16 protein-coding genes are annotated in these 14690 nt (G+C 71.8%); 5 read left to right on the top strand and 11 right to left on the bottom strand.

Features of this window, described 5'->3' with window-relative positions; genetic code table 11:
• The first annotated feature begins 60 nt into the window (after positions 1–60).
• Positions 61–1680: a SpoIIE family protein phosphatase gene (locus tag ACWDA7_RS00400; protein WP_450601986.1), complete on the top strand. Its 1620-nt coding sequence runs from the start codon at positions 61–63 to the stop codon at positions 1678–1680.
• A 28-nt stretch (positions 1681–1708) separates the two neighbouring features.
• On the top strand, positions 1709–2065 hold the full coding sequence (locus ACWDA7_RS00395) for a 5-carboxymethyl-2-hydroxymuconate Delta-isomerase (RefSeq protein WP_450601985.1): 357 nt from the start codon (positions 1709–1711) through the stop codon (positions 2063–2065).
• Between the two features lie 6 nt (positions 2066–2071).
• Here the strand turns inward: ACWDA7_RS00395 and ACWDA7_RS00390 are convergent, their stop codons facing one another.
• The 3 genes from ACWDA7_RS00390 to ACWDA7_RS00380 form a co-directional block, all read right to left on the bottom strand.
• Positions 2072–2761 (bottom strand): TetR/AcrR family transcriptional regulator, encoded by a 690-nt coding sequence (locus ACWDA7_RS00390; RefSeq protein WP_450601984.1) that lies wholly within the window; start codon positions 2759–2761, stop codon positions 2072–2074.
• Positions 2762–2921: 160 nt separating this feature from the next.
• A complete protein-coding gene (locus ACWDA7_RS00385) occupies positions 2922–4862 on the bottom strand; it encodes a hypothetical protein (protein ID WP_450601983.1) in 1941 nt (646 codons plus the stop codon).
• Between the two features lie 190 nt (positions 4863–5052).
• Positions 5053–5556 (bottom strand): tetratricopeptide repeat protein, encoded by a 504-nt coding sequence (locus ACWDA7_RS00380; RefSeq protein ID WP_450601982.1) that lies wholly within the window; start codon positions 5554–5556, stop codon positions 5053–5055.
• 191 nt (positions 5557–5747) lie between these two features.
• Here ACWDA7_RS00380 and ACWDA7_RS00375 point away from each other — a divergent pair, with 191 nt between their 5' ends.
• Positions 5748–6170, top strand: coding sequence for a hypothetical protein (locus tag ACWDA7_RS00375; protein ID WP_450601981.1), 423 nt, complete (start codon positions 5748–5750; stop codon positions 6168–6170).
• Between the two features lie 96 nt (positions 6171–6266).
• On the opposite strand, the gene ACWDA7_RS00370 is transcribed toward ACWDA7_RS00375, so the two are convergent.
• The 6 genes from ACWDA7_RS00370 to ACWDA7_RS00345 form a co-directional block, all read right to left on the bottom strand.
• The gene (locus ACWDA7_RS00370; RefSeq protein ID WP_450601980.1) at positions 6267–7805 is read right to left on the bottom strand and encodes a DUF1996 domain-containing protein; all 1539 of its coding nucleotides are present in this window, start codon (positions 7803–7805) and stop codon (positions 6267–6269) included.
• Positions 7806–7927: 122 nt separating this feature from the next.
• Positions 7928–8158: a hypothetical protein gene (locus ACWDA7_RS00365; RefSeq protein WP_450601979.1), complete on the bottom strand. Its 231-nt coding sequence runs from the start codon at positions 8156–8158 to the stop codon at positions 7928–7930.
• Positions 8155–9165: an NAD-dependent epimerase/dehydratase family protein gene (locus ACWDA7_RS00360; RefSeq protein WP_450601978.1), complete on the bottom strand. Its 1011-nt coding sequence runs from the start codon at positions 9163–9165 to the stop codon at positions 8155–8157. The genes ACWDA7_RS00365 and ACWDA7_RS00360 overlap by 4 nt, the downstream gene beginning before the upstream one ends.
• Positions 9166–9258: 93 nt before the next feature.
• Positions 9259–9894 carry a winged helix-turn-helix domain-containing protein gene (locus ACWDA7_RS00355; protein WP_450601976.1) on the bottom strand — a complete coding sequence of 212 codons (636 nt, stop codon included), beginning with the start codon at positions 9892–9894 and terminating at the stop codon, positions 9259–9261.
• Between the two features lie 475 nt (positions 9895–10369).
• A complete protein-coding gene (gene glnII / locus ACWDA7_RS00350; protein ID WP_450601975.1) occupies positions 10370–11398 on the bottom strand; it encodes a glutamine synthetase in 1029 nt (342 codons plus the stop codon).
• Positions 11399–11599: 201 nt separating this feature from the next.
• Positions 11600–12076: a MarR family transcriptional regulator gene (locus ACWDA7_RS00345; RefSeq protein WP_450601974.1), complete on the bottom strand. Its 477-nt coding sequence runs from the start codon at positions 12074–12076 to the stop codon at positions 11600–11602.
• A gap of 68 nt (positions 12077–12144) precedes the next feature.
• Here ACWDA7_RS00345 and ACWDA7_RS00340 point away from each other — a divergent pair, with 68 nt between their 5' ends.
• On the top strand, positions 12145–13011 hold the full coding sequence (locus ACWDA7_RS00340; protein ID WP_450601973.1) for an alpha/beta fold hydrolase: 867 nt from the start codon (positions 12145–12147) through the stop codon (positions 13009–13011).
• A 2-nt stretch (positions 13012–13013) separates the two neighbouring features.
• Here ACWDA7_RS00340 and ACWDA7_RS00335 read toward each other — a convergent pair whose 3' ends face one another.
• Both ACWDA7_RS00335 and ACWDA7_RS00330 read right to left on the bottom strand, forming a co-directional pair.
• Complete coding sequence (locus tag ACWDA7_RS00335) at positions 13014–13709, bottom strand: hypothetical protein (protein WP_450601972.1); 696 nt, start codon at positions 13707–13709, stop codon at positions 13014–13016.
• Between the two features lie 134 nt (positions 13710–13843).
• The gene (locus tag ACWDA7_RS00330; RefSeq protein ID WP_359410574.1) at positions 13844–14203 is read right to left on the bottom strand and encodes an arsenate reductase family protein; all 360 of its coding nucleotides are present in this window, start codon (positions 14201–14203) and stop codon (positions 13844–13846) included.
• A gap of 163 nt (positions 14204–14366) precedes the next feature.
• Between ACWDA7_RS00330 and ACWDA7_RS00325 the strand changes: the two genes are divergently transcribed.
• Positions 14367–14675: a hypothetical protein gene (locus ACWDA7_RS00325; RefSeq protein WP_359388832.1), complete on the top strand. Its 309-nt coding sequence runs from the start codon at positions 14367–14369 to the stop codon at positions 14673–14675.
• Positions 14676–14690 lie beyond the last annotated feature (15 nt).

Here is a 14690-nt window from a genome sequence, read left to right as displayed (position 1 = left end):
GGGGCGGGCTGGGAACTCCTGGTTCGCCCCACCTTTTCCGTGCGCCGAGGAGCGGCTCACATGGACGGCAACGGCAAGCAGACCGAGCCCACCGTGCTGGTGGTCGAGGGCGCGGCCGACGGCCGCGACGCGCTGGGTGCCGTTCTCCGCCGGGCAGGACACCGTGTCGTGCCCGTGGCCAGCGGCCGCGAGGCCCTGACCGAACTCGGCATACGGCAGCGCAGGGGCGTCCTACCCGACGTCGCCCTCGTCGATGTGGGCCTGCCGGACATGAGCGGCTTCGAACTGTGCCGCAGGCTTAAGTCCTCGCCCACCACCGCCGCCCTGCCGGTGGTGCACTTCTCCGCCGTGTCCGCCGGCCCCGGCCAGCGCTGCCGGGGGCTGGACTCCGGCGGTGACGCCTATCTGTCCGTGCCGGCCGAGCCCGAGGAGATCCAGGCCGTCGTACGGGCCGCCGTGCGCAGCGCCAGGATGCGCACCGGGGCCGAGGCGCTGGCGCGCCGGCTCACCCTGCTGTCCGAGACGATCGTCTCCGTGCAGTCGGGCCGGTGCATGGCGGAACTGGTCCGGGCCGCCGCCCAGGGGGCAGCGAGGCTCACCGCGTCGCCCGCGGTGGTCTTCGTGCTCGGCGAGGACGGCGAACTGCACCGGGGTGTGTCCGGCTCCCGGGCGCGGGCCACGCTCCCGGACGCCGCGGCGCACGAGTCGGTGGCCCGGCTGATCCGCGGTCTGGTCTCCGGGCACACCGGGGCGCGTACGACGATGGTGCCGCACCCGCTGTGGCCCGCGGGGTTCCTGCGTCCCGGCAAACCCGACGACGCGCGCCTGGTGGTGGCGCGCACCCAGGAGGGCAAGCCGGCCGTCTGCGTCGCCGTTCCCGCGCGGGGAACGGCCGCCGAGGGGGACGCGCTCGTCTCCCGGCTCGCCCAGGCCACCGCCCTCGCCGCCGAAGCCCTGCTCATGTACCAGGTGGAGCGGCATGTGGCACTCACCCTGCAGCACAGTTTCCTGCCCCAGGAGCCGCCTGTGATGCAGGGCGTCGAGGTGGTCGTCCGCTATGTGCCGGCCTCCCGGCAGACCGAGATCGGCGGCGACTTCTACGCGGCGCTGACGACCTCGCGCGGCGTGCTCACCGCGGTGGGCGACGTCGCCGGGCATTCGCTGGACGCGGCCACTGTCATGGTGGAGATCCGGCACGCGCTGCGCGCCTACTGCGTGGAGAACCCGGACCCGCTGAGCCTGGCCCGGCGGCTCGACCGGCTGCTGCAGCACCTGCACCCCGACGTCACCGCCACCGTCTGCCTGGTTTTCGTCGACCCGGAGAGCGGGCACGTGCGCATCGCCAACGCCGGGCACATCCCGCCGCTGCTCGTGCACGACGACGGCACCGCCGACTACGTACGCGCCAACGGCCCGTTGCTCGGTCTCGGCCTGGACCGGCCGGCGCCCACCGAGACGGTGCTGAGGCCCGCGGACCGGCTGCTCATGGTCACCGACGGGCTCATCGAGAACCGCGGAACGGACCTCGCCGTGTCCATGGAACACCTGCGCACGGCCGCCGCCGACGCCCCGCCGGGCGTCGGCACGCTGTGCGACACGCTGCTCGGGCGTTTCGGCCGCGACCGGGAGGACGACATCGCGCTGCTGGCGCTGCGGCTGGGAGGACAGGGCCTAAGGTGAGGGCATCCGCCGTAGAACAGGAGCGCCCATGCCGCAGATCACCGTCGACTACTCCGCTCCGCTGGAGGGCTCCTTCGACCGGCGCGGATTCGCGTCGGCGCTGCACGCCGAGGTGGTCGAGATCGCGGGCGCCCGGATCGAGGCGTGCAAGACGCAGTTCCGCCGCACGGAGGACACCACGGTCGGCGCCGACCTGGACGGGCACGCCGTCGTGCACATCACCCTGGCGCTGCTGGCCGGACGGACCGAAGAGACCAAGGTGAGGCTCAGCGAGACGACGCTGGAGCTCCTGCGGCAGTATCTGAAGCCCGCCGCGGGGCTCGCGCTGCATGTGTCCGCCGAGGTGCGTGACCTCGAGCCGTCGTATCGGAAGTCCGAGAGCTGACGGCCGTCAGCTCGCCAGATGGACCAGCCGGGCGACCAGATCGCTGAAGGGCCCGTCTCCCGGCTCGTCCTTCAGGACGCGGCGCAGCAGCGCGGCCATCTCGTCGTCGTGGGAGGCGCTCACCGCCGCCAGCGCCGCGAAGTCGTGCACGAGCTGTGTCTCCAGCTCGCGGCGCGGGATCCGGCGGCCGTCCAGCCAGATCAGTGCCGTCGACTCGACGAGCGAGATCCACGACCGGATCACCAATTCGAGCCGGGCGGGCGGATCCTCGACCCCCAGGTGCGCAAGGATCTGGACATAGCCGGCCTGGCGTACGGAGTCGACGAGTGCGTTGGTCCGTGAGGAGCCGACCGCGGGGCCGCCGCGCATCAAGGCCGAGAAACCGGGCCCGTGCTCGTCGACGAAGTCGAAGAACCGGTGCATGATCCGCAACAGCCGTGCCCCCAGCGGCCCTTCGCGCGGCTCTGCGAAGCGGTCCGCCAGATCCACGGACGCGCGCTTCAACGCCGCCTCGTACAGGCTGAGTTTGCCGGGGAAGTAGTGATAGACCAACGGCCGCGAGATGCCCGCGGCCGAGGCTATCTCGTCGATGGAGACCTCGTCCGGGGAGCGCCGGCTGAACAGTTCGAGGGCTACGCCGATCAACTGCTGCCGCCGCTCCTCGACTCCCAATCTCCGGCGTATCCCTGTCGTCATACGAACACCTTACCGATCGGACCCGGCCCCGAACGGGCCACACCGGCGCCGGTGTTTCACATGTTCAGCACATGTCTCTCACCGAACCCCCGCGACACACCGATCAGCAGCGGCTCTCCCCGTATCGGCCGCGGGCGCGCGAAGGGCGTCGGTGTCGCGCTCAGCGAAGACCGCCGATCGTCCGTCCGTCCCCCAACGTCCCTTGCAGCCCGGCCTGGACCCCCTGCTCCGTCCGCACCGCCAGCAGACTGCCCTTGGCCGAACCCGACACTGCGCCGGTCGTACGGATCGAGGCGGTGTCCTCGCTTCCCGCGGCGAGCAGGTACCAGACTCCCTCCGCCGACTTCCACAACACCCCCGCGAGCACATGTGGATCCTTTGTGCCGCAGGCGGCCACGCCCTCCGCTTTCGCCGCGACCGCGCCGTACCGCCCGCCCGGGGTGTGAAACTGCGCGAGGACCCGCGGGCCGCCGCCCCGCCAGGTGTCGGCCCGGGTGCACACCCATGTGGCGGCTCCGGACGCGTCCGGCAGCGGCTGGCGTGCGTACTCCCAGGCGTTCACGGTACGCACGCCCTGCGAGCGCACCGCCGCCAGCGAGCAGGCGAACGGCGACCAGGTGCGCAGCTCCGCCGCCCCGGACGCCTCCCGCGTCGCGCCCGGCCGACCTACCGTCAGGTGAGCCGGTGTCAGCTCGCCGAGATCGGTCAGCAGCCGTGTGCCGGAACCGTCGGTCAGCTGCAGCACGTTCCAGGACGTGCACGAACCGGTGCGCTCCGCGGGTCCGGCCAGCGGCGCGGTGACCCCGTCGGCCGGGCGCAGGTCCGTCGCCCGGGCCGACGGATCGAGCAGGTCCCGCTCGGCCGCCCCGGTCACCCAAGGAGCCGTCAGATAGCGGACGTTGCCGTCGGCCCGGGCCAGGACCACGGCGTCCGCCTCGGCCCCGGTCGCCGCGTCGACCCGCGCGAAGTCGAGCGCGGCCCCGTTCGTGTTGTTCGCGGGTTCGGCGTAGCGTGCGATGCGCAGTCCGTCGTAGAAGATCACCACGCGTGCGGCGTCGACCCGGCCGGCGTACAGCAGTTGCGGCGGTCCGGCCGGGGCGCCCGAGGGAGTGCCCGGCGTCGCCGAGACCTGGACGGAGCCCCCGGGGCGCGCCCAGACGGCGAGCGCGCGGCGCAGCAGAGCCCTGTCGCCGGTGAGGTTGCCGCGCGCCGGCCACACGGAGAAGTCGGTGCGTGCGGACGTCCGCCAGGCGGTGGGGGTCACCTTCGTCACCTTGGCCGGGTCGAGCGCGGCCTGGTCGGCCGGGTTCTGCGCGTACGGCGGTGCGGCCGCGCCGTCCTGACCCCAGCCCCCGCTCGGCAGCGCGAGCAGCGCCCCGCACACCGCGGCGGCGGCCGCGGCGGCCAGTGCGGCCTTGGCGTGCTGCCGGCGCCGCATCAGATCGGTCGGCCGCGCCTGCAGCAAACACGGGTCGAACTCGGGGGAGTCCAGCAGCCTGTCCTGGGGCGGAACGCGGGCGGCCTCGCGGACCGCCGCCGCCGGATCCGTCACGCCCACCGACTTGAGCAGTCTGCGCACCGCGTCCTCGGGGAGCCGCTCGAGGCCGCGCAGTACATAGGCGGCGCGGGCCGGACCGGAGAGCGCCGACAGCCGCTGGTCCAAGGCGAGTTCGTCGGCCCCGCCGGAACGCGGGAAGAGCTTGAGGCCCCAGACCTGGGGAAGCAGCGGCGGCAGTTGCGACCGCTTCGGCCACGCCGTCCACTTCAGCGGCCGCCCGGCTTCCAGCGCGGTCCGCACCACCTTCAGCCGCAGCAGGGAGTACCCGGGGTCGCCGCCGCGGCCCTCGGCCCGGCGCGCATGGGAAGGACCTGTCGCCTGGGCCGGAATCAGGGACGAGGAGCGCCGGCGGGGCAGCGCCCGCTGGGCGAGGGCATGCGCCGTCAGCACCCGCCGGTTGCGGCCGAGACCCGGTGGCAGCACGAGATAGGCGAGCCGGACGAGCCGGGGATAGTGCTCGGCGAGCGCGGCCTCGGCCTGCTCGACATCGACGACCGGTGCTGAGGTCCGGGCCCGGCGCGGGGCGACATGCTGTGGCTGCACGTCCGGCAAAACGAGTGAGACGGTGGTTGGTTACCTGCGCGAGGGGCAGCCCCGTCACGGCAGCGGCGCCACCGTCCCGAGCGGGAGGACTCCGGCCGCCGCGATCGCGGCCATTGCGCCGGTCGGCGCGCCCCACAGCACGGGTGGTGAGGGCCACGGCCCTGGTACCCCGGTGGGCCGGGCGGTTCGGTCAGGCGTCCGGCTCGACCAGCAGGCGCGCGTAGTTCGCCATCGACCGCTGGTAGCGCGGCAGATGCGGCGCGAGTGCGCCGAGGACCAGGGACAGGCCCTCACGGTCCCGGCCCAGGCTGGACAGGCACAGGGCCAGGCAGGCGCGCACGGCGTCGTCCAGTTCGTCGGACGGAGCGTCGAGTTCGGGGGTGAGTAGATCGACGCCCTCCTTGGCCTGCCCGACGTTGCGCAGCGAGCTGGACAGCTGGATCTTCGCCCGGCGGCCGCGGTAGCCGTCGAGGCCGCGGGCCAGCGCCTCCCGGTACAGCGGCACCGCCGTGTCGGAGTGTCCCGTGGAGTCCCAGGCACAGGCGCGCTCGAAGGGGCCCAGCGGGCTGTCGTCGGGCAACTCGGCGACCAGGGCGTCGATCACCGCGCGGAAGTCCGCGGCATCCTCCTCCGCGTAGTCGTCGAAGCCCGCCCAGGCGGCGGCCACACGCGACTCCCAGTCCTGTGTGCTCACGCGTCCCCCTCGTCCCGAGTGCTCAGACCGCTCACCCTCGCACACCTGTGCTGTCCGGGACACCGGATTTGCGTGGTCTCGGAGGGAGAGGTGTGGCGTCATTGAGCACGGGGCGCGCCGCAGCCGTACGGAAGGGCAGGGCTCTCGCGAGGGCTCCTGGCGGCATGGGCCCGGAACGACCGGAGGAACACATGAGGTGCACGCGCGAGAAGCTGGCGGCCGGCGCGGCCGTCGCCCTGCTGGTGCTGACCGGCTGCGCCGGGACGGGCGGTTCGGGCGACGCCCAGGACCAGGTGCCGGCGACCGCGACCGGCAGTCTGGAGGACTTGGCGGCGGACGTGAACTGCAAGCCGAACGTCCAGACGGACGCCGACGAGATCCGCCAGGCCATCTGCACCAACTCCGATGGCAAGTTCGTGCTCGCCACCTTCGCCACCGACCGGGGGCAGCGCGAGTGGATCAACGACGCCAAGGACTACGGCGGTTACTACCTCGTGGGCCGCAAGTGGGTCGCCGTCGGCGACGACGGAGTGGTCAAGGCGCTGCGGGGCACGCTCGGCGGCGAGGTCGAGATCGGTACCGATCACCACGCCCACGCGGGCCACAGCGGCTGAGCCCGCGCCGGACGCCCGCCCGGGACGCACACACCGAAGGCCGGTGGCGGGATCTTCCGCCACCGGCCTTCTTCAGTGGGTCACCGGCTCAGTGCGTCACTGGCACCGCTGGCCTCGGTTGACGCAGTTGGCGATCTTGTTCGCCAGGCCGCCGGTCGTGACGCTGATGAAGTCGTCGTGGTCGGTGGCCGGTTTGTGGAGCTGCTCCGGGAAGCCGTCCACCGCGTATGCGTTCTTCACCACACCGTTCTGGAGGGTCGGCGGGGTGATCTTGTACACCAGCCGCATGGTCAGCTGCGGGATCGCCTTGAACCCGTTCTGGCAGTTGCCGTTGGCGTCGGCGAAGGCCACATGTGTGCGGTGGTTGGCGCTGTCGATGTTCTGGCCGTCCCAGCAGCTTTGGAAGGCGAACGTCCGGACCACGTTGCTGCCCTGCGGGCAGATCGGGTACTGCGTCGTCAGCTGGACCTTGTTCTCGAAGCCGGTGCAGCTCCAGTGCGCGTTGGCGTTCGCCAGACCGTTGGTCGTGGTCTTGGCGTCACCGGTGATGATGCGCAGGAACTGCGGCATCGCGACGACCTTGCTGGTCGGGCTGCCGACGTACTTGATCTGGGCCTGCACCGGCGTCAGGATCTTGCCGACGTTGCCTTCCTTGCCGCCGCCGTCGTTGTTCTGGTCGAAGTCCTGGGTGCCGTCCTGGACACGGACCACCGGCCAGTAGTACGACGACAGGTCGTTCCTGTTCTGGCAGCTGGTACCGCCCTGCAGGAACGTGTCGTTGCTCGCGAAGGCGTTGACCTTCTGGTTGCCGACGTAGTCGTGCAGGTGGTGCGCGCCGTTGGTCACACCGGGCGCCACGATGACGTTGTCGGTGTTGTGGTTCTTGTTCGCGTTCACACCGCACCGGGTGGTGAACGTGCCGTTCGAGGCGCTGCGGGTCTTCCGCGGCTTGGCGGCGACGTTCGGCTGGACCTTCGTGATGTCGACGAAGTCGGCCGCGGCGGGGCCGTTGCCGGCCTGGCCGCCGTTGCCCTGCTGCTGGCCGGTGTTCTGGCCGCCGGTCGGCTGCTGGCCTCCGGCCGGCTGCGGACTGCCGGTCTGCTGCGGTTGCTGGCCGCCGGTGTTCGGCTGGCCCGTGTTGTTCTGGCCGGCGGCGTTGTTCGCCTGGGCCGCGGTGGTGCCGGTGCAGGCGGCCAGACCGTCCAGGCTGTCGGGCGCACTGCCGCCGACCCGGTTGATCTCCAGCTGAATGCGATCGATGATCACCGCCCGCCGTTCCTTCAGCGGCTGGAGGATCGAGTTCTGGACGAAACTCGCGTCCCCCGCCTGTGCGTCCCGTGTGGTCGCCAGACGCTGGTAGGCGTCCGTGATCTGGCGGTCGAGGTTGGCCAGTTCCCCGTCGACCTCGCTACGGGCCTGGTTCGGCACATTGGTCAGCTGCTGACCGACGTCCGGGCAGGTGATGGTGGCCACCTGAGCGGCGGCGGCCTTGGTGCTGTTCTGCGAGCTCGTCTCGTGCGCCGAGGCGTAGTAGTTCGCCCAGATCAACCCGCCCCCACCGAGCGCTAGGGCAGCCGAGGCGGCTATGGCCTTGGTGGCCAGCGGCGTACGGCGTTTTCGTGTGTTGCGTCCCATGGAACTCCTCTGACTTCCTTTCGGGGCGGAGGCGCCCGACAGGGGTGAAGCGGCGCCATCCCATACGCAGGAGGTCCATGGGGTGTTCAGAATCCTCATGAAAAACTTGGGGCCTCGTGAGGTCATTTCGGGCGCAAGAGGCACAGAAGCCCCTGTTTCAGCGGTAGTTGAGAGGGGTAGGCCGCTCCTTTTTGAATCAAATTCAGTGCGTCGTTTCCGGCCTTGTTCGACGATCGTGTTCCAAATGGACGAGTACGGTGAGAAACCCGCGGATTGCCGCCGCCGAAATCCGCAAGACCCCGTTCGGCGAACAATTCGGAGGTATGTTCCAGGGCCGGAACGGTGACGATCACAGGCCCAGCACCTTCGCCTCCACGGCGGGATCCAGCCCGACCCGGGGCCGGTCCGCGCGCTGCGGAGCCTCGCCCGGGGCACCGCCGTCGCCGAGGGCCTTCAGCCAGCTCCAGGTGTCGGCGACCGTCTCGGTCACGGGGCGGCAGCGCAGTCCCGCCGCGACGGCATGCGATACATCCGCGGCGTGCAGGGCGCCGTGTCCCTCGCTGCCCGGGGGCATCCACACGGGCAGCTGGGTCCACGGCTCGATGCCCGCGCCGAGGACCACGTCGGGGTCCGTCCAGCACAGCTCGGCCTGAGCGCCGGTGACCTGTACGCAGGCGTCCAGGAGTCCGCCCATGGTGGCGTGCCCCTGCGGGCTCATCAGGTTGTACGGCCCGCTCAGCTCCCGCTCCACCGCGCCGAGGAGCCACTCGGCGAGGTCGCGGACGTCGACGTACTGCAGCGGCAGCTCCCGCGGACCGGGCGCCAGCACGGGGCCGCCCCGCGCGATACGGGTGAGCCACCAGGGCAGGCGGCCGATGTTCTCGTACGGCCCGAGGATCAGCCCGGACCGCACCAGCAGGGAGCCGTCCGCGCCGAAGGCCTCGACCGCCGCCAGCTCGCCGCCCCGTTTGTCACGCGCGTAGTCGGTGCGGTCCGCACCGGACTCCGCGCCCTCGACGAGGAGCGCGTCCTCGGCGTACCCGGCAGGCGGTGCCCATGCGTAGACCGAGCAGCTCGACACATAGACGTACCGCCGTGCCCGGCCCCGCAGCAGCCGGGCCGCGTCCCGCACGGCGCGCGGCGCCGCCGACCAGGTGTCCACGACGGCGTCCCACTCGCCGCCCTCGGCCAGGGCGGCGAGCCCGCCGGGCGCGGTGCGGTCGCCGCGCAGCGACCGCACCCCGGGGACCGGCGTGTGCAGCCCCCGGTTCAGGACCGTCACATCCCAGCCGCGCCCGGCCGCCGCCTCGACGACCGCCCGGCCCGCGAACTCCGTACCACCCAGCACCAGAAGTCTCATGCCCGTGACTGTGCCCGCTCGGAGCGCGGGACGGAACGGGAGTCTGCCGACAGCAGACGGTCCGCCACCTGCGGGCGGCCGGCCCGGCGGGAGTCAGTGCCCCGTCGGCGGCCCGTACTTGTAGCCCACGCGCCGCACCGTCTGGATCGCCCTGCGGTGCTTGGCGCCGAGCTTGCGGCGCAGCCGGGCGATATGGACGTCGACGGTGCGCCCGTCGCCCACATGGCCGTAGCCCCACACCGTGGTCACCAACTGGTCCCGGGTGTGCACCCGGTGGGGATGGGCGACCAGATGGGCGAGCAGTTCGAACTCCAGATAGGTGAGGTCGAGGGGCCGCCCGTCCACTTCGGCGGTGCGCTGCTCGGTGTCGACGCGGACGAGTCCGTCGCCGCCGCCGTCGCGCTCGTCGGCCGGGGTGGCCTCCGGGTGACCGGGCACCGCGTACGGCAGGACGGGCTGCGGCCGGTCGGCCGGGACCAGCACCAGGTAACCGATCATCGGCGGCTGCCCCGGCAGGGTCGGCAGGAAGTGTTGGGGCGCCGGCAGCCACGTGGCGCCCGGCGGCAGCAAGGCCGCGACGTCGTTCCCCAGGCTCTCGGCCGGGTTCGTGCGGGGGAGGATCCAGTCCTCGTCCTGGTCGACGGCGCGCAGCCGGTGCCGCGCGGAGCCGGGCGAGGGGGCGGTCGGGGTGTCGAGGGCGGCGGACGGCAGAGAACGAGGAGTCGCCATGAGAGGTCAGCTCTTTCGCGCGAGAAATCGTCGGGGAGGCCGACGACCGCGAGTTCGTGGTCGGGGTCGTCGAGGACGTACGTCGTGCGCGCTGGCCGAAGGCCGGGGTGTACGGCTTTAGAGGGCCCGCGCGTTCCGCGCGCGACAACACACCCGGTCGAAATCGTGGTGCTGACGGGAAGGCCAGAAGGGCTCGAGGTCGGGGCGACCTGTCGCGGTGGACTTCTGGATGCCGGTCATGGGCCCATTGAAGCAGACCGGGGCGCTCCGCAGGAGGCTTCTCTCACGCATCGGACAGTCCCCTGATGTGAGCTCGACGCGGCCCACCCCCTCCGACCAGGAGTTTGCCGCGGCTGCGGGAACGGCCCGGAGCGATGTGCCCCGGAGGCCGTCCCAATCTGCGGACGGCCGCCACAGCGCGAGGGGGCGCCCGCCGAACGGCGGGCGCCCCCTCGGGAGCCGTGCGGTGCGCCGGTCAGACCTGGCCGGCCTTCTCCAGCGCCGAGCAGCAGGTGTCGACGAGCAGGCGGGTCACCACGTACGGGTCGACGTTGGCGTTCGGGCGGCGGTCCTCGATGTAGCCCTTGCCGTCCTTCTCCACCTGCCAGGGGATGCGGACCGAGGCGCCGCGGTTGGAGACGCCGTACGAGTACTCGTTCCACGGGGCGGTCTCATGCAGGCCGGTCAGGCGGTCGTCGATACCGGCGCCGTAGTTCTTGACGTGCTCCATCGGCTTGGAACCCTCGCCGAGCGCCTCGCACGCGGTGATGATCGCGTCGTAGCCCTCGCGCATCGCCTTGGTCGAGAAGTTGGTGTGCGCGCCGGCGCCGTTCCAGTCGCCCTTGACCGGCTTCGGGTCGAGGGTGGCGGAGACGCCGAAGTCCTCGGCGGTGCGGTACAGCAGCCAGCGGGCGACCCACAGCTGGTCCGCGACCTCGAGCGGGGCGAGCGGGCCGACCTGGAACTCCCACTGGCCCGGCATGACCTCGGCGTTGATGCCGGACAGGCCCAAGCCCGCCTTGAGGCAGTTCTCCAGGTGCGCCTCGACGATCTCACGGCCGAAGATCTCGTCGGCGCCGACACCGCAGTAGTAGCCGCCCTGCGGGGCCGGGAAGCCGCCCTCGGGGAAGCCGAGCGGGCGTGTGCCGTCGAAGAAGGTGTACTCCTGCTCGATGCCGAAGATCGGCTCCTGCGCGGCGAACTTCGTGGCGACCCCGGCCAGCGCCGCACGCGTGTTGGACGGGTGCGGGGTGAAGTCCGTGTCGAGCACTTCGCACAGCACCAGCACGTCGTCGCCGCCGCGGATCGGGTCGGGACAGGAGAAGACCGGCTTGAGCACGCAGTCCGAGGCGTGGCCCTCGGCCTGGTTCGTGGAGGACCCGTCGAAGCCCCAGATCGGCAGCTCCGCAGCCTTGGCGTCGTCGCCCAGGATCTTCGTCTTGGAACGGAGCTTGGCCGTCGGCTCGGTGCCGTCGATCCAGATGTACTCAGCCTTGAAGGTCACGGGCCTCATCCTTCGGGGTGGGTCTTGGCGCACTTGCGGGTGCCGCGGCACCGGGGCGCCGCGCTTGCTGCCCGGCAGCTTGTCAACAGGCGATTTCCCGGCCGTTGCCCATGTGTGAACCCCGTGTTACCCGGGGCGTGTGCACCCGAACGGCCGGGTGGCCGGTTCATCCCTTCCCGGGGCGGCGCGAGGGGGCTCGCGTCAGCCGGCGGCGGTGGGGCGGCCCTGGTCCGCGGCGGCCTTCCGGACGCCGTCCAGGAAGCCCCGCACGGCCGCCAGTTCCCGCTCGTCGTATCCCTGCAGCAACTCCACCGCCTGCCCGATCAGCGGCCCGAAGAACTCCTGGCCGAGCTCCACCGCCCGCTCGTCGACCTCGACGAGCACGCGCCGCCGGTCGCGACCGTCGCGTACCCGCCGTACATGCCCGAGCCGTTCCAGCCGGTCGACCACGGCCGTGGTGCCGGCGGAGTTGAGCCCGAGGAGCGCACCGAGGCGGCCCGCCGTCATGTCCTGGCCCGCGCGGGACGCGTCCATGAGGGCGATCAGGGCGCGTACGTCGGTCGGGTGCATGCCGTTGAGGTTGGCGAACCGGGCGCTGTGCAGGCCGAGTTCGACGGCGACCGCGCGCAGGAGATGGACGATCTCCATCCCGGGTCCCTGGTGTGCACGGTCCGCCATGTCCGCTCCCGAAGTGGTCCTGTTATCTCGCTGGCCAAGTATCTCGCTCAGCGAGAGAATAGGTGCCCATGGACTCCTCTGTGTACGAGACCCTTGGCCCGGCGGACTTCCACGCGGCCTACGACGAGGTGCTCGCCGAGTGGCCCGCCGGCACTCGGCAGAGCAGCGTCGCCACTCCCTACGGCCGTACACGGGTGACCAGTTGCGGCCCCGCCGGCGCGCCGCCGCTCGTCCTGCTGCCGGGTGGCCGCGCGACCGCCGTGTCCTGGTACGCCAACGCGGCTGCCCTCTCCCGTAGTTGCCGTGTCCACGCGGTCGACCTGATCGGCGATCCCGGCCGCAGCGTCCCGGACCCGCGCCGGCCGGTGCGCACCGTCGCCGATCTGACCGCCTGGCTCGACGCGGTCCTCGACGGGCTGGGCATCGGCTCCACCGCCGTGGCCGGGCACTCGTACGGCGGCTGGATCGCCCTCCACTACGCGCTGCACGCACCGGACCGCGTCACCCGGCTCCCCCTGCTGGACCCGACCGGGTGCTTCGCCGGGTTCCGGGCCGGGTACCTGCTGCACGCCCTGCCCATGTTGCTGCGTCCCTCCCCGCGCCGGATCCGGGCCTTCCTCGAGTGGGAGACGGGCGGGGTGCCGCACGCCGCCGCGTGGCTGCGGCTCCAGGAGACGACGGCCGGTTTCCCGGCGGCCAGGCCGGTGACGGGACCGCGCCCGAGCGCCGCCGCGCTGCGCTCGCTGCACACAAGGGTCCTGCTGCTCGTGGCGGCGAGCAGCAGGACCCATGATCCCCGCCAGGTGGCCGCCCGTGCCGCCGAGTTGCTGCCGGACGTGGAGACCGCGGTCCTGCCGGACGTCTCTCACCACGCCTTGCCGTACACCAACCCGGCGGCCACGAACCGCCGCCTCCTGGAGTTCCTGGGCGGCTGACGTCACCCCACCTTCTCGATCACGGCCCGGCGGATCAGGAACTTGCCGGGCTCGCGGACCTGTTCGAAGGCCGCGTTGTTGAGCAGCACGCAGCTGCCGGAAACCGAAGTGACCGTCACCGTCGTGGACTTGTTGTTGTCCAGGTTGGTGACCTTCAGCTTCGTGCCGGCCGGGAACTGGTTGCTGGACGCGGCGGGGGCGCCGGCCTCGCCGGAGAGCGTCACGGTCGAGCCCTTGCAGACCTGCTGGCCGGATGCGTTGCCGGCGTTGCCCCCGTTGCCGGCGGGTGCCGTGGTCGCGGGTGCGGCGCCGGCGCCCTGCGAGGCCTGGGGGTCCTGAGCCGACCCCCCGGCCTGTGCGGCACCGCCGGGCTGAGCCGCCCCGCCCGCCTGAACGGACTCGCCGACCTGGCAGCCCGACGCCTGCTGCTGGACCTTGATCTGGGCGATGACCGCCTCGCGGTTGGCGATGCGCGCCGCCGACTGGGCGTCCGGGCCGGCCTTCTGCCCGGCGATGAACGACTCGTTGTTGCCGAGCGCGGTGGCCAGCCCCTTGCAGACCGTCGAGTTGGACGCGTTCTGCACGTTCGCCGCGTTCGAGGTGGCCGCGAGGGCGAAGGCCCCGCTGCCGGCCACGGCGACGGCGGTGACCGCCAGTGCGATCTTCTTCTTGGGACTGAGAGTCCTCCTACGCGACATGCGCGCCTCCTGTCCCCGGCCGCCTGCACGGCGGCCGGATGCGATAGGTACGCCGCTAGGTACGGGATACCGAACGCTGTTACTCAGCAGTCACAGGAGTCATGGAAGTAACGTAGGTCACACGGGAGTTGGGCTCAGCGCGACAGAGCGTCCCGCACCGCCTCCTCCGTGCGGCCCACGACGGCCGTGCCGTCGTCGGCGGTGATGATCGGACGCTGGATGAGCCGGGGGTGCTCGGCGAGGGCACGCACCCAGCGGTCGCGCTGTGCCGCGTCCCTCGCCCATTCCTTCATGCCGAGCTCCTTGGCCTCCGCCTCCTGGGTGCGGGTGATGTCCCAGGGTTCGAGGCCGAGGCGCTCGAGTACGGCGCGGATCTCGTCCTCGGTGGGGACGTCCTCCAGATAGCGGCGCACGGTGTAGTCGGCGCCCTCGGCGTCGAGCAGGCTGATGGCGCTGCGGCACTTCGAACAGGCCGGGTTGATCCAGATCTCCATGGCACGCACGGTAGCCGAAACCCCTCTGGTCACCCATGCCGCACCCTGCCCAGAGCCCTTGTGGCCAGCGGCTTTTGTCAGTGGGCAGCAGTAGAATAGAAGCAGTGTTCGAGGGAGTCGGTGGAGTTCACCACGACTCCCAGACCGCGACAGGAGGATGCCCGTGCCCGCTGCCGCAACCAAGCCGAAGCCGACCCAGTCCACCGCACGCAGGCCGGTCCCGCTGGACCTGCCCTACGCACCGTTGGACAAGCGCCCGCTCCCTCCGGGACGGCCGCGCGAGTGGTACGTCACGCACAACCGGCGCCTCAAGGCGATGCGCCTCGCGATCGCCCTGCTCGACTCCGGGGTGTACATGCCGAACCAGGCGCGCAACGAGACGATACGGAGCACCGCGGAACGGATCGGGGTGCATCCGCCGTCGGAGACCACCTGCCACATGGTGCGGGCGCTGATGCGGTACAGCCGCTGAGCCGTGACTTCGGGC

Source organism: Streptomyces sp. NPDC001156 (assembly GCF_053598275.1).
The sequence above is the reverse complement of the archived record's forward strand: the minus strand, read 5'-3'. Positions and strand labels throughout refer to the sequence as shown.

Excerpts from the sequence above, each read along its gene's own strand:
- ACWDA7_RS00400 (WP_450601986.1), top strand. The coding sequence starts at position 61 with ATGGACGGCAACGGCAAGCAGACCGAGCCCACCGTGCTGGTGGTCGAG.
- ACWDA7_RS00395 (WP_450601985.1), top strand. The coding sequence starts at position 1,709 with ATGCCGCAGATCACCGTCGACTACTCCGCTCCGCTGGAGGGCTCCTTC.
- ACWDA7_RS00390 (WP_450601984.1), bottom strand. The coding sequence starts at position 2,761 with ATGACGACAGGGATACGCCGGAGATTGGGAGTCGAGGAGCGGCGGCAG.
- ACWDA7_RS00375 (WP_450601981.1), top strand. The coding sequence starts at position 5,748 with ATGAGGTGCACGCGCGAGAAGCTGGCGGCCGGCGCGGCCGTCGCCCTG.
- ACWDA7_RS00370 (WP_450601980.1), bottom strand. The coding sequence starts at position 7,805 with ATGGGACGCAACACACGAAAACGCCGTACGCCGCTGGCCACCAAGGCC.
- ACWDA7_RS00360 (WP_450601978.1), bottom strand. The coding sequence starts at position 9,165 with ATGAGACTTCTGGTGCTGGGTGGTACGGAGTTCGCGGGCCGGGCGGTC.
- ACWDA7_RS00355 (WP_450601976.1), bottom strand. The coding sequence starts at position 9,894 with ATGGCGACTCCTCGTTCTCTGCCGTCCGCCGCCCTCGACACCCCGACC.
- ACWDA7_RS00345 (WP_450601974.1), bottom strand. The coding sequence starts at position 12,076 with ATGGCGGACCGTGCACACCAGGGACCCGGGATGGAGATCGTCCATCTC.
- ACWDA7_RS00340 (WP_450601973.1), top strand. The coding sequence starts at position 12,145 with ATGGACTCCTCTGTGTACGAGACCCTTGGCCCGGCGGACTTCCACGCG.
- ACWDA7_RS00335 (WP_450601972.1), bottom strand. The coding sequence starts at position 13,709 with ATGTCGCGTAGGAGGACTCTCAGTCCCAAGAAGAAGATCGCACTGGCG.
- ACWDA7_RS00330 (WP_359410574.1), bottom strand. The coding sequence starts at position 14,203 with ATGGAGATCTGGATCAACCCGGCCTGTTCGAAGTGCCGCAGCGCCATC.